This is a genomic window from Nitrospirillum karajorum (assembly GCF_036348415.1).
In the GTDB taxonomy this organism is placed as follows: Bacteria; Pseudomonadota; Alphaproteobacteria; order Azospirillales; family Azospirillaceae; genus Nitrospirillum; species Nitrospirillum amazonense_B.
The window spans coordinates 1,999,808-2,012,984 of the sequence record NZ_JAZBQB010000003.1 but is presented as its reverse complement, the minus strand read 5'-3'; the positions used below and the strand labels follow the sequence as shown (position 1 = coordinate 2,012,984).

The following is a 13,177-nucleotide window of genomic DNA, read 5'->3' as shown; positions in this document are numbered from 1 at the left end:
ATGTCACGCTCGTGTATATAAGCCAGTGGAACACAACCCGAGCGGGAGTTGCCCGTCATGAGCACGCCGACCGTCACCTACACCGACATTTTCGCCCCGAACTACTCCGTCACCGGCATCCGGCAGGACGGGGGCGATGGCCACCCGGTGGTCATCACCGGCAGCTATGAGACAAGCGACAGCAAAGCGCCCCAGTGTTTGCTGTATCGCGGGCCGCTGTCGCCCACCGACAGCGACGGCTATATCTTCCTGACGCCCACCTTCCCCGGCCAGACCGTTACCTCGTCCATCTTCTACGGGCCCAACACCCCCTTGTTCGATCCCACGCTGGGTAAGGGCAACATCCGGGCGGTCGGCAGCTACAAGTACAGCGAGGGCGGCAAGGCCGACCACGGCATGATCTACCAAGGCGCCCCGGACGGGTCGGGCACCTGGACCCAGATCGACGTGCCGGCGGACGTGGCCGGCGGCACGGTGGCGAACACCATTCCCCACAGCACCATGGGCGACCTGGTCGTGGGCAACTATGACGTGGCGGGCAACCCGGCCTCTGGCAACGGCTTCATCCACAACCTGAAAACCGGGACCTTCCAGATACTGGACATCGGGCCCCTGGCCACGCTGTATGGCATTTGGCAAAATGCCGCCGACGGGCCCGCCGCCTATACCGTGGCCGGCGGCTACAAGAACGGCAAGGGCCTGAACGTGGGCCTGCTGGCCGACTATGACCCGGCCACCGGCGCGCTCAGCAACATCACGGAGCTGAGCTACAAGAACCTGCCCGGCATCATCACCCATTTCGAAGGCATCACCGGCATCCCCGGCGGCTATGCCCTGGCCGCCACCACCGATGCCGGGGCGGCCTTCGCCCATGTGGCCCGGGAGACGGGCGGCGGCTTCGGCGAAGCGCGCTGGCTGGCCAGCACCAACCCCGCCACCACCGGCCTCTGCACCGCCAATTCCATTCTGGGGAACACGCTAATCGGCATCTATCAGCCGGCCAGCGGCGGCATCCAAAGCTACGCCGCGACCCTGGGCGAATAGGCCCGCTGGTCCCCCGGCAATCGACCCGGCAATCGAATTGACAGCCCCGCCGGCCCATGTAACGCTGAATTCCGCTGTTGGACGCGGTTTCACAGGGGCCGGCGGCATGTCAGCGAAATTCCGTGAAAACGGGGAAAATCGGGCAGTTCATTTAATTAAATCAGACATCTAACCCGGGGATTCCATCGCGTTCGGTCGTTGGCGTCCCGTTCCCCGGCTTGGGGGATGTCAGGTAGCCGGGCGGTCATGCCGCCTGCGAAAAAATAAACAGGGAGACTCGCCGCCTTTCCAAAATAACGGAGGCGGAACGGGCATGGGTTTTAGGGACATGAAAAGGCGCGACCTGCTGGCCATGATCGGCACGGTGGCGGGCAGCGCCGTGATGTATCAGGCGGCCACCAGCCTGGGCCTGGCGGCGGAGACCACCTACACTGGTCCCATCAAGCTGGACGGCGACGCCAAGGGCGCCTCCATCCTGATCCTGGGGGCCGGCGTGGCCGGCCTGGTCGCGGCCATCGAGCTACGCAAGGCGGGCTACAAGGTCCAGGTGCTGGAATACCGGGAGAAGGCCGGCGGCCGCAGCTGGTCCCTGCGCGGCGGCGACACCTACACCGAACTGGGCGGATTCAAGCAGACGGTGGGCTTCGATCCCGGGCTGTACATCAACCCCGGTCCCTGGCGCATTCCCTATCACCACCGCGCCGTGCTGGATTACTGCCACCGCTACGGCGTGGCGCTGGAGCCGTTCAACCAAGTCAATTACAACGCCTACCTTCATTCCAGCCAGGCCTACGGCGGCAAGCCGCAGCGCTTCCGCGAAATCCAGGCCGACTACCACGGCCATGTGGCGGAACTGCTGGCCAAGCTGACCAACCAGCGGGCGCTGGACGGCACGGTGGGCAAGGAGGACCAGGAAAAGCTGCTGGAATCGCTGCGCGCTTGGGGCGGCCTGGACAAGAACTACGCCTACACCGCCGGCCTGGAGTCCAGCAACGTGCGCGGCTATGCCAAGGCGCCGGGCGGCGGCGTGAACGGTGCGCCGGTCCCTTCCACCCCCGCCAGCCTCAGCGACGTGATGCAGGGCGGCCTGTGGCGCTTCCTGGGCATGGGGATGCGCGACGAGTTCCAGTCCACCATCTTCCAGCCGGTGGGCGGCATGGACCAGTTCCCCGCGGCATTGGCACGGCAGGTGAAGGACCTGATCCGCTACAACACCAAGGTGACGGAGATCCGGCAGGACGACCACGGCGTCACCGTCACCTATACCGACACCGTGAAGGGCGGCGCGCCCCAGACGGCCAAGGCGGACTGGTGCCTATGCACCATCCCGCTGACGGTGCTGAGCCAGATCAAGCTGAACGTCGGCGCCAAGATGGCCAACGCCATCAACGCCGTGCCCTATGAGGCCGCGGCCAAGGTGGGCCTGCAGTTCAAGCGCCGCTTCTGGGAACAGGACGAGGCCATCTACGGCGGCATCAGCTTCACCGACCTGCCCATCGCCATGATTGGCTATCCCAACAGCGGCTATGGCAGCCCGGGCAAGGGGGTGCTGCTGGGCACCTACGTCTTCGGCCCCTACGCCATGGAGTACACCGCCATGCCGCCGGAGGAGCGTGTGAAGCGCGCCCTGGCCTATGGCGCCCAGATCCACCCGCAATACACCAAGGAGTTCGACACCGGCGTGGCCGTGGGCTGGCACCGCGTGCCCTGGACCCTGGGCTGCCACGCCGCCTGGACCGAGGAGACGCGGGCCGCGCACTACCAGGATTTGTGCCAGGTGGACGGGCGCATCGCCCTGGCGGGTGAGCACGCCAGCTACATCACCGGCTGGCAGGAGGGGGCCGTCCTGTCCTCCCTCGACGCCATCACCCGCCTGCACAAGCGGGTCGTGACCGCCTGACGCCCCCTATCCCGAGAGACCCATCCATGACGATCTTCAAGTCTTTCACGGTGAAGGCGGCCAGCCTGACGGCGCTGCTGGCCGGCCTTTACGGGGCGGCGGGCTGCCTGCCCCACGCCGCCCACGCCCAGGCATCGGACGCCAGTTCCGCCGCCTTCGCCAGCCCCCATCATTTCGGCCAGAAGGACGGCGCCGCGCTGTACCAGGCCATCTGCCAGGGCTGCCACATGCCGGACGCCAAGGGCGCCACCGGCGCCGGCACCTACCCCGCCCTGGCCGGCAACCCCAACCTGGAGGCGGCGGGCTACCCCGTCGCCATGGTGGTGCACGGCCAGCGCGCCATGCCGCCCATCGGCGAATTCCTGGACGACGACCAAGTGGCGGCGGTGGTGAACTATGTCCGCACCAACTTCGGCAACCACTACACCGACGCGGTCACGGCGGCGGACGTGAAGGCGGCGCGTTAGTCGTTCCCTCAATCGCCGGGCGCCAGCATCCGCTGGTGTGGCCTACAGCGGCATGAGCGAAGACTTATGCCGCTGTCATCAGCTCCCGCTCGGCGACGATGGTGATTGAACCAACCGCCGCTCCAGCTCCGCCAGGCAGGCATCGCGGTCGGGCTGGAAATCGTGGGCGATCCACCAGCGTTCCAGCTCCGCCATCAGGCGGCCGACCTCCGGTCCCGGAGGCAAACCCCGGTCCAGGACATCCTGTCCCCGCAGGGGAAAGGGGATTTCCCGCCAGGCGGATGCCTCGGCCAGGGGCTCGAACAGCTCGAAGGCCGGCGTGCCCATGCCCGCCGCCGACAGCAGCAGCACGGCGCGGTAGACCTCCGGTCCCAGGCGGTGCAGGGCGATTCGCCGCGACTTGAAGGGCAGCTCGGGATGGACATCCACCGTCGGCGCGGCGATGGCCTTCAGCCGCTCCCGCTGGAAGTTGGAGAAGCGCAGGCGGTCGGCCACCGCCTCGGCCGCGCCGTGGGCCAGGGGGCCGGCGGGCAGCAGGGCGGCCAGGCGGGCCAGCGGCTCCGTCTCCCCCACCATCCATTCCAGGCGGTCCAGCGCGGCCAGCCGGTCCACCGCCATGGCCTGGGGCAGGACATGCTCCATGATTCCCTGGTCGACCATGATGCGCCACACATCGGCGGCGCGGTCGGTGGCCAGCAGCTTCAGCACCTCTTCCCGCACCCGCTCGCCGGACAGGCCGCTGACCAGGGGCGCCAGGCGGGTGCAGGCGTCCAGCGCCGCCGCGTCCGGCGGCCCCTTGCCCAGGCGGGCGTAGAAGCGGAAGAAGCGCAGCAGGCGCAGCACATCCTCACGAATGCGTGTCTCGGCGTCGCCGATGAAGCGCACGCGCCCCGCCATCAGGTCGGGCACGCCGCCGAAGGGGTCGTACAGTTCCCCATCCACCGTCAGCGACAGGGCATTGAAGGTGAAGTCGCGGCGGGCGGCGTCGGCCAGCCAGTCGTCGGTGAAGGCCACCCGGGCGCTGCGGCCGAAGGTTTCCACATCCTGGCGCAGGGTGGTGATCTCGAACGTCTCGCTGCCGATGATGGCGGTGACGGTGCCGTGCTTCAGGCCCGTGGGGATGACGCGGATGCCGTCGGCCTTCAGGCGGCGCATCACCTCCTCCGGCGGCAGCGGCGTGGCGATGTCGATGTCCGCCGCCTGCACCTCCAGCAGGCAGTCGCGCACGCAGCCGCCGACGAATCGCGCCTCTTGCCCGGTGCGCATGAGCGATTGCAGGACGCGGCGGCTGGCCACGGAGGCCAAGGGGCCAGCGGGCACCAGGGAGCGGACGGAAGTCATGACGCCTAATGGTTGTATTTCGATGAGAGTTTAGCAAGCCACCGGTCGGTGGGCAACGCTCCGTCGCTTCGCCCGGGGCCTGGGGTCAGCCGGATACGCCCAGCACATCGCAGAGATTCACCAGCATCCCCGCCGTAGCGCCCCAAATGTAGCGTTCATTGTAGGGGAAGACCCAGAAGTGGCGTAGCGCACCCTTGAACTCCCGCGACTGGCGCTGTCGGCTGTCGGGATCCAGGATGAAGGCCAACGGCACCTCGAACACCTCCTGCACCTCCGACGGGTCGGGCTGCAGGAAGAAGGGCGGGTGGACCAGGCCCACCACGGGCACGACGCGGAAGCCCGTGCGGGTATAGTAGGTGTCCAGGCGCCCCACCACCTCCACCTGGGTGGGCGCCAGGCCCACCTCCTCCTCCGTTTCGCGCAAGGCCGTCGCCACCGCGTCGGTATCCTCCGGTTCCACCCGGCCGCCGGGGAAACTGATCTGGCCGCCATGGGCCGCCAGGTGGGCGGTGCGCTGGGTCAGCAGCACGGTCATGCCATCGGGCCGGTCGACCAGGGGCACCAGCACGGCGGCATCGCGCACCGCCGGCACATCGAACACGGCGTCCGGGATGTTGCCGTCGCGGTCGCCCCGGGCATTGATGCCGGGCCCGTCGAACGCGAAGGCCCCCTGCCAGCGCCCGGCGAAGGCGCGGCGGATCGCCGCCGCCGTGGTCACGCCGCCTCCAGCCGGAAGAACACGCCCTGGCTCCACACCCCCGCCGGTCCTTCGCCCTCACCAGCCAGGGCAAGATCGGCCAGCTCATAGAAGACGGGCCGGTTCAGCCGCGCCTCCAGCCCACGGCCGATATCGCCGCGAACGTGGATGTAGGGGCCTGGCTCCCCTGTTTCCGGATCGATGGCCACCCGAATCGGATGCTCCGCCCCCGCCGTCACCCAGTGGTCCAGGTTGGTGCGGAAGGACAGCGCCTGGTTCGGGCCCTCGCCCTCCCGCCGCATCTCCACCGCCACGAAGGGTGCGTCGTCCACCCGGATGCGGCCGCGCTCCGCTGGGGTGATCAGCCAATAGTCGCCAGCCTCGTCCCGGCGCAGGACGGTGGCGAACAGCTTGACCAAGGGCAGCCGGCCAATGGGGCTGCCGTGGTAAAACCAGGTGCCGTCCCGGGCGATGCGGATATCGTAGCCTTCATCCGGGCGGGTGTCAGAAGCCCCGCCGTCCGAGGTCGTCGCCGCCCTTAAGCCGGTCAGATCGGCGGGGCCTTCGGCGGCGGGCGCGGCCGTACCGGCCGTCTGCTGGCCGGCCTGGGAACCGGCATCGGGCTTGCTTTCCGTCATGACGCAATCAACCATCAAGCCGCAGGAACCACCGCCTCAGCCTATCTGCCGAGGTGGGTGGTCCGGAAAATTTTCCGATTTCGGCCACAAAGCTAGCATAAAGGGGGCTGGCATACAGGCCCGGAGCCGGCGTTTTTGGCATTGCTGGTGAACCATTCCCTGGGAGACCCCGTGTTGAGCATCACCGACCTGCCCCGTGACCACGTGTACCCGGATGCAAGCCTGGCGTTGGACATCGAAAACACCGGCCTGAAATTGGCCAGTGTGCGCGCCATGATCGGCCAGGCCATCTTCGGCCAGGAAGAGGTGATCGACCTTAGCCTCGTGACCCTGCTGGCCGGCGGCCATCTGCTGTTGGTGGGCGTGCCCGGCCTGGCCAAGACCCGCCTGGTGGAAACGCTGGGCACCGTGCTGGGCCTGGATGAGCGCCGGGTGCAATGCACCCCCGACCTGATGCCGGCCGACATCCTGGGGTCCGAGGTGCTGGAGGAGGGGGAGCACGGCCGCCGCGCCTTCCGCTTCATCCCCGGTCCGGTCTTCGCGCAGCTGCTGATGGCCGACGAGATCAACCGTGCCAGCCCGCGCACCCAGTCGGCCCTGCTGCAAGCGATGCAGGAGGGCCGCGTGTCCGTGGCCGGGCAGTACCACCCCCTGCCCCGCCCCTTCCATGTGCTGGCGACCCAGAACCCGCTGGAACAGGAGGGCACCTACCCCCTGCCGGAGGCGCAGCTGGACCGCTTCTTGCTGCAGGTGGACGTGACCTATCCCGAGCGCGACGCCGAGCGGCTGATGATGATCGCCACCACCGGCGCCGCCTCCGCCACCGTCCGCCCTGTGCTGACGGCGGCGGAATTGCAGGCGGCCCAGGAACTGGTGCGACGGGTGCCGGTGGGCGACAGCGTGGTCGACGGCATCCTGGACCTGGTGCGCAGCGGCCGGCCTGAGACCAGCGACGTGGCGGAGGTGCGGCGCCATGTGGCCTGGGGCCCCGGCCCCCGCGCCGCCCAGGCCCTGATGCTGGCCAGCCGCGCCCGCGCCTTGATGGATGGCCGCTATACCCCGTCGCGGGATGACGTGGTGGCCCTGGCCAAGCCGGTGCTGCGCCACCGCATGGCGTTGAACTTCAGCGCGCGGGCCGAGGGCATCACCCTGGACGCCGTCATCGACCGCCTGTGCGCGCCGCTGGCCTGATGTCTGCCGCCCCCCAAAGGCCCCTCTCGATAAAGCGCCGGCGGCCAGCCGGCTGCGCGACCGCGCCGACGCGCTGGCACAGCGCCTGCCACCGCTGCTGGTGGCGGCGGAGCGGGTGGCGGCCACCGTGTCGCCCGGCCTGCACGGCCGCCGCCGCGTCGGCACGGGCGAGGCGTTCTGGCAGTTCCGCCGCTATCAGCAGGGCGACGACACCGACCAGATCGACTGGCGCCAATCGGCCAAGGGCGATCACGTCTACGTCCGGGAAAACGAGTGGGAGGCGGCGCAAACCGTCTGGCTGTGGCGTGACGCCGGCCCGTCGATGGACTGGCGGTCGGACCGGGAGTTGCCCCTGAAGCGTGAGCGCGCCGACCTGCTGGCACTGGCCCTGGCCTGCCTGCTGGTACGCGGCGGGGAGCGGGTGGGCCTGATGGGCGGTCCCCGCCCCCTGCCCGGCCGCCCGGCGCTGGAGCCGCTGGCCTTGGCTTTGACCCGCGCCCAGCCTGCCCCGCCACCGCCGGTGCCGCCCGCCCAACCGCTGGCCCGCCATGCGCGGCTGGTGGTGATGGGCGACCTGCTGTCGCCGCTGGAGGACATCCAGGCGGCCGTCGATTTCCATGCCGGCCATGGCGTGCGCGGCCACCTTCTGCAGATCCTCGATCCGGCGGAGGAAACGCTGCCCTATGACGGGCGGGTGGAGTTCCAGTCCGTGGCAGGGGCGGCGGAGGGGGAGCGGCGCCTGCTGGTGCCCCGGGTCGACGCCCTGCGCGATGCGTACCGGGAGCGGCTGGCCGCCCACCGCACCGGCCTGGCCCAAATCGCCCGCGCCTGCGGCTGGACCTTCTCCCTGCACCGCACCGACACGCCGCCGCAGGCCGCCCTGCTGGGCCTGTGGGGTGCCCTGTCCCAGGAAAGCATGCGCAGTGCCGCCGCCCATTCCGGCGTGGCGCACATGAATGAGGGGGGCGTCTGATGGCCTTCGCCAGCCCGCTGGTGCTGTGGGCCCTGATCCTGCTGCCGGGCCTGTGGTGGCTGTTGCGCCTGACACCGCCGGCCCCCAAGCGCGTCACCTTCCCCGCCTTGCGCCTGCTGCTGGGCCTGGCGGCGAAGGAGGAAACGCCGGCGCGCACGCCCTGGTGGCTGCTGGTGCTGCGCCTGGCGCTGTGCGCCCTGCTGGTCGTGGGCCTGGCCCGTCCCCTGCTGCATCCGGACGCGGCGCCGGCCCCCGGCAGCGCGCCCATGCTGCTGGTGGTTGACACCGGCTGGGCCGCTGGCCGCGACTGGCCGGAGCGGCAACAGGCGCTGGACCGGCTGGTGACCCAGGCCGAACGCCAGGACCGCCCGGTCCTGCTGCTGCCCACCGCCGCCGGCGCCGATGGGCAGGCGCCCCAGGTGCAGGGCCCCATGAGCGCCACGGCGGCCCGCCGCCTGGCGCAGGCCCTGGCGCCCCAGCCTTGGCCCAGCGACCGCGCGGCGGCCCTGGCCGCCCTGGACACGGCCCAGAAGACCGGGCCGCTGGCGGGATTGGCCGCCGACAGCTATTGGCTGGCCGACGGCCTGCACGACGGCAGCGTGGAAGCCCTGGCCGGCCGGCTGCGCGCCCTGGGTCGCGTCACGGTGCTGACCGCCGGCGCCGACCACGGCCCCCTGCTGCTGCGGGCGCCCAACAGCGATGCCCGTACCGATGGCGGCGCCCTGATGGTGCCGGTGGAACGGGCGGAGGGCGCACAGGCCCAGCCCATCGCCGTGGAGGCGCTGGGCGAGGATGGCCGGGCCCTGGGCCGGGCCGAGGGCATCTTCGCCCCGGGCGAGCGTCAACTGACCCTGCCCCTGACCCTGCCTGGCGAATTGCGCAACGCCGCCGTCCGCCTGCATCTGGAAGAGCGCACCGGCGTGGGCGCCAGCCTGCTGCTGGACGACCGCTGGCGCCGACGGCCCGTGGGCCTGGCCACCGCCGGGCCGGGCGGCGACAGCCAGCCGCTGCTGTCCAGCCTGTATTATCTGGACCGGGCGCTGGCCCCGTATGCCGAGGTGCGGCGCGGAACCATCCCCGCCCTGCTGGAGGGCGGCGTTTCCGTGCTGGTGCTGCCCGACACCGGCGCCTTGAGCGACAGCGACACGGACCGCGTCAGCCGGTGGATCGACCAGGGTGGCGTGCTGGTCCGCTTCGGCGGCACCCGCCTGGCCCATGAGCAGGAACCCATCGGTGCCGAAACCCTGTTGCCCGTCCGCCTGCGCGGCGGTGACCGCTCGCTGGGCGGCGCCTTGTCCTGGACCACGCCCGCCCACCTGTCGCCCTTCGACGACAAGAGCCCCTTCGCGGGGCTGGAGGTGCCGCCCGACGTGACCGTCAGCCGCCAGGTCCTGGCCGAGCCCGGCCCCGACCTGGGCGACAAGGTCTGGGCCCGGCTGGAGGATGGCACGCCCCTGGTGACGGGCGAGCGGCGGGGCAAGGGCTGGCTGGTCCTGGTGCACACCAGCGCCGATCCCGCCTGGTCCAACCTGGCCCTGTCCGGTCTGTATGTCGACATGCTGCGGCGCCTGGTGGCGCTCAGCGACGGCCTGCCGGGTGGCATCGGCGGCAATGCCGGCGGCGCCCTGCCCCCCCTTATGCTGCTGGACGGCCAGGGCCGGCTGGTCGCCCCCTCCGCCCTGGCGCAGCCGCTGGAGCCGGAGGGCAAGGATGGGACGGAGGTCCAGGTGGGCCCGCTGCACCCGCCGGGCTATTACGGCGTGGGCGATCGGCGCCGCGCCTTGAACCTGGCCGGGGCGGTGGCGCCGCTGGTGCCCCTGCCCACCCTGGCCGGCGTCACCTACCAGGGCTTCGGCGGCATGCGGGAGACGGATTTGCGCCCCTGGTTCCTGGGCGCGGCGGCGGCGCTGTGGGTGGCGGACCTGTTCCTGTCGCTGTTCGTGCGCGGCCTGCTGCCCACCTCGCTGCGGCCGTCGCCCGGCCGCAACTGGCGCCGGGGGGCGACAGCGGCCGTGCTGGCGCTGGCGACCGTGCTGGCGGCCCCGCGCGGACATGCCGCGACACCGGACAGTGAGATCGTGAAGGCCACCACCGCCAATTGGCTTGCCTATGTCGAGACGGGCGACCGCACCGCCGACGCCACCACCAAGGCCGGCCTGCTGGGCCTGGGCGAACAGCTGAACCGCCGTACGGCGGTGGAGGTGGCGGGCGCCATGAGCGTGAACGTGGAGAAGGACGACCTGGCCCTGTTCCCCCTGCTCTATTGGGTGGTGACGCCGGGCCAGCCCTCCCTGTCGGACGCGGCGGTGGCCAAGCTGAACCAGTACCTGCACGCCGGCGGCATGATCCTGTTCGACACCCGCGACCAGGGCGCGCCCGACAGCGCCGTCCAGGCGCGGCTGCGCGACCTGACCCACGGGCTGGACGTCCCGCCCCTGGCCCCTGTGGGGCCCGACCATGTGCTGAGCCGCACCTTCTTCCTGATGCAGGATTTCCCCGGCCGGCAGGCCGGCGGCCAGGTGTGGGCGGAGGCGTCGGAGGGGCGGGTGAACGACGGCGTCTCGCCCGTGCTGGTGGGCGGCAACGACTGGGCGGGCGCCTGGGCCATCGACGGCCAGGGGCGGCCGCTGAACGCCGTGGTGCCAGGAGGCGAGCGCCAGCGTGAGATGGCCTACCGCTTCGGCATCAACCTGGTGATGTACGCCCTGACCGGCAACTACAAGGCCGACCAGGTGCATGTGCCGGCGATTCTGGAGCGGCTGGGCCAATGATGAACCTGTTTTCCGGCCTCAGCGTCAGTTTCCAGCCCCTGCTGCCCCCCTGGCTGCTGATCCTGCTGGGCGTCCTGTCGCTCATCGGCCTGGGCCTCATGGCGTGGCGCCGCGCGCGGGGCCTGACCTGGCGCCTGGCCACGCTGGCGGCGCTGGCCTTGCTGTTGCTGGACCCCGCCCTGGTGCGGGAGGACCGCCACCCGCTGAAGGACGTGGCCGTGGTGGTGGTCGACACCTCCGCCAGCCAGAAGGTGGGCCACCGGCAGGAGCGCACGGACGCAGCACTGGCCGCGCTGAAGGCCAAACTGTCCCAGGTGCCCGACCTGGACCTGCGGGTGGTGGAAACCGGCACCTCCACCGCCGGCGGCAAGGGGGAGGAAACCCGCGCCATCGACGCCCTGACCCAGGCCGTCGCCGACGTGCCCCGGCGGCGGCTGGCCGGCGCCATCCTGCTGACCGACGGGCAGGTGCACGATGTGCCGGACAAGCCGGACAGCCTGGCCGACCTGGGCCCCATCCACACCCTGCTGACGGGCGAGCATGGCGAGGGCGACCGCCGCCTGGTGCTGGTGCACGGCCCTAGCTACGGCATCGTCGGCAAGACGGTCACGGCCACCGTGCGGGTGGAGGACCTGCCCCTGAACACCAATGGGGCGGGAAAGGGTGCGGACAGCGCCCTGCTGACCATCCGCCAGGACGGCCAGCCCGAGCGGCAGGTGCCGGTGCCGGTAGGGGAGGACGTGCCCCTGACCGTCACCGTGGGCCATGGCGGCCCCAACCTTTTGGAACTGTCGGTCAACGCCGGCCCAGCCGAGCTGTCCATGGCCAACAACCGCACCGCCTTCATCGTCAACGGCGTGCGCGACCGCTTGCGCGTGCTGCTGGTATCGGGCGAACCCCACGCCGGTGAGCGCACTTGGCGCGACCTGCTGAAGGCCGACCCGGCGGTGGACCTGGTGCATTTCACCATCCTGCGCTCGCAGGAGAAATCCGACAGCACCCCCATCCGCGAACTGTCGCTGATCCAGTTCCCCATCCGCGAGCTGTTCGAGGTGAAGCTGAACGACTTCGACCTCGTCATCTTCGACCGCTATCGCCAGCGCAACGTCCTGCCCATGGGCTATCTGGCCAATATCGCGGAGTATGTGCGCAACGGCGGCGCCTTCCTGGAGGCCAGCGGCCCCGCCTACGCCACGCCGCTGTCGCTGTACCGCACGCCCCTGGGCGCCATCCTGCCGGGTGAGCCCACGGGCACGGTGACGGAACAGCCCTTCACCCCCGCCCTGACCGATGCCGGCCGCCGCCACCCTGTCACCGCCGGCCTGGACGGCTACGGCGACACCGCCCCGGCGCAGGCCGGACAGCAGAAGGCGCCCTGGGGCCGCTGGTTCCGCCAGATCGACATCGTGCCGCGCCAGGGTACGGTGGTCATGACGGGCGCCAACAACCAGCCGCTGGTGGTGCTGGACCGCGTGGGCAAGGGCCGCGTGGCCCAGATCGCGTCCGATCATATGTGGCTGTGGTCACGCGGCTTCGAGGGGGGCGGACCCGCGGCGGAGCTGCTGCGCCGCCTGGCCCACTGGCTGATGAAAGAGCCGGCGCTGGAGGAGGAAGACCTCAAGGCCCATGTGGACGGCGACCGCCTGGTGGTGGAACGCCGCTCCCTGAAGCCGGACGCCGATCCGGTGGAGGTGCGGTCCCCCAGCGACGCCGTCACCAGCCTACCCCTGGTCGACAGCCCCGATGGCGTGGCGCGCGGCAGCCTGGAGGCGAGCGAACCCGGATTGTGGCGGGTGAAGGACGGCGACCGGACGGCGCTGGCCGTGGTCGGCGCGCTGAACCCGCCGGAGCTGGCCGACATGCGCACCACACCCGACCGCCTGGCCCCCCTGGCCAAGGCCACGGGCGGGGGCGTCTTCTGGCTGGTGGACCGGTCCGGCAATGGCGGCCTGCCCGACCTGCGCCGCGTGGACGCGGGGCAAAGCGCCGCCGGAAGCGGCTGGCTGGGCCTGCGGGCCAACGGCGACTACACCGTTACGGGCGTGGCCCGGGTGCCGCTGGTGCCGGCCTGGATCGCGCTGCTGGCGATGGCGGCCCTGCTGGTGCTGGGCTGGCGGCGCGAGGGCCGCTGACACGGCACCGGAACGGTGCGGCC

At 70.8% G+C, this 13,177-nt stretch carries 10 protein-coding genes; 7 read left to right on the top strand and 3 right to left on the bottom strand.

The window, feature by feature from the left end:
* The first annotated feature begins 57 nt into the window (after window positions 1-57).
* The 3 genes from UCD39_RS23040 to UCD39_RS23030 all read left to right on the top strand — a co-directional run bounded on the left by UCD39_RS23040 (window position 58) and on the right by UCD39_RS23030 (window position 3,411).
* Window positions 58-1,044 carry a hypothetical protein gene (locus UCD39_RS23040; RefSeq protein ID WP_330498039.1) on the top strand — a complete coding sequence of 329 codons (987 nt, stop codon included), beginning with the start codon at window positions 58-60 and terminating at the stop codon, window positions 1,042-1,044.
* 328 nt (window positions 1,045-1,372) lie between these two features.
* Window positions 1,373-2,944, top strand: coding sequence for an NAD(P)/FAD-dependent oxidoreductase (locus UCD39_RS23035; RefSeq protein WP_330498038.1), 1,572 nt, complete (start codon window positions 1,373-1,375; stop codon window positions 2,942-2,944).
* A 26-nt stretch (window positions 2,945-2,970) separates the two neighbouring features.
* On the top strand, window positions 2,971-3,411 hold the full coding sequence (locus UCD39_RS23030; RefSeq protein WP_330498037.1) for a c-type cytochrome: 441 nt from the start codon (window positions 2,971-2,973) through the stop codon (window positions 3,409-3,411).
* Window positions 3,412-3,489: 78 nt separating this feature from the next.
* Here the strand turns inward: UCD39_RS23030 and UCD39_RS23025 are convergent, their stop codons facing one another.
* The 3 genes from UCD39_RS23025 to UCD39_RS23015 all read right to left on the bottom strand — a co-directional run bounded on the left by UCD39_RS23025 (window position 3,490) and on the right by UCD39_RS23015 (window position 6,087).
* On the bottom strand, window positions 3,490-4,752 hold the full coding sequence (locus tag UCD39_RS23025; RefSeq protein WP_330498036.1) for a CCA tRNA nucleotidyltransferase: 1,263 nt from the start codon (window positions 4,750-4,752) through the stop codon (window positions 3,490-3,492).
* 85 nt (window positions 4,753-4,837) lie between these two features.
* Complete coding sequence (locus UCD39_RS23020) at window positions 4,838-5,470, bottom strand: CoA pyrophosphatase (protein ID WP_442943695.1); 633 nt, start codon at window positions 5,468-5,470, stop codon at window positions 4,838-4,840.
* On the bottom strand, window positions 5,467-6,087 hold the full coding sequence (locus UCD39_RS23015) for a DUF1285 domain-containing protein (RefSeq protein WP_330498035.1): 621 nt from the start codon (window positions 6,085-6,087) through the stop codon (window positions 5,467-5,469). The genes UCD39_RS23020 and UCD39_RS23015 overlap by 4 nt, the downstream gene beginning before the upstream one ends.
* Before the next feature lie 228 nt (window positions 6,088-6,315).
* Here UCD39_RS23015 and UCD39_RS23010 point away from each other — a divergent pair, with 228 nt between their 5' ends.
* The 4 genes from UCD39_RS23010 to UCD39_RS22995 all read left to right on the top strand — a co-directional run bounded on the left by UCD39_RS23010 (window position 6,316) and on the right by UCD39_RS22995 (window position 13,154).
* Window positions 6,316-7,278, top strand: coding sequence for an AAA family ATPase (locus UCD39_RS23010; protein WP_416211147.1), 963 nt, complete (start codon window positions 6,316-6,318; stop codon window positions 7,276-7,278).
* Between the two features lie 115 nt (window positions 7,279-7,393).
* Window positions 7,394-8,251 carry a DUF58 domain-containing protein gene (locus UCD39_RS23005; protein WP_442943694.1) on the top strand — a complete coding sequence of 286 codons (858 nt, stop codon included), beginning with the start codon at window positions 7,394-7,396 and terminating at the stop codon, window positions 8,249-8,251.
* Complete coding sequence (locus UCD39_RS23000; RefSeq protein WP_330498034.1) at window positions 8,251-11,022, top strand: DUF4159 domain-containing protein; 2,772 nt, start codon at window positions 8,251-8,253, stop codon at window positions 11,020-11,022. Before UCD39_RS23005 ends, UCD39_RS23000 begins: the two co-directional genes overlap by 1 nt.
* Window positions 11,019-13,154, top strand: a complete 2,136-nt coding sequence (locus UCD39_RS22995; protein ID WP_330498033.1) for a hypothetical protein — start codon at window positions 11,019-11,021, stop codon at window positions 13,152-13,154. The genes UCD39_RS23000 and UCD39_RS22995 overlap by 4 nt, the downstream gene beginning before the upstream one ends.
* Window positions 13,155-13,177 lie beyond the last annotated feature (23 nt).

What these genes read in the sequence shown, in the direction of transcription:
- UCD39_RS23040 (WP_330498039.1), top strand. Translation starts at nt 58, where the DNA reads ATGAGCACGCCGACCGTCACCTACACCGACATTTTCGCCCCGAACTAC.
- UCD39_RS23035 (WP_330498038.1), top strand. Translation starts at nt 1,373, where the DNA reads ATGAAAAGGCGCGACCTGCTGGCCATGATCGGCACGGTGGCGGGCAGC.
- UCD39_RS23030 (WP_330498037.1), top strand. Translation starts at nt 2,971, where the DNA reads ATGACGATCTTCAAGTCTTTCACGGTGAAGGCGGCCAGCCTGACGGCG.
- UCD39_RS23025 (WP_330498036.1), bottom strand. Translation starts at nt 4,752, where the DNA reads ATGACTTCCGTCCGCTCCCTGGTGCCCGCTGGCCCCTTGGCCTCCGTG.
- UCD39_RS23015 (WP_330498035.1), bottom strand. Translation starts at nt 6,087, where the DNA reads ATGACGGAAAGCAAGCCCGATGCCGGTTCCCAGGCCGGCCAGCAGACG.
- UCD39_RS23000 (WP_330498034.1), top strand. Translation starts at nt 8,251, where the DNA reads ATGGCCTTCGCCAGCCCGCTGGTGCTGTGGGCCCTGATCCTGCTGCCG.
- UCD39_RS22995 (WP_330498033.1), top strand. Translation starts at nt 11,019, where the DNA reads ATGATGAACCTGTTTTCCGGCCTCAGCGTCAGTTTCCAGCCCCTGCTG.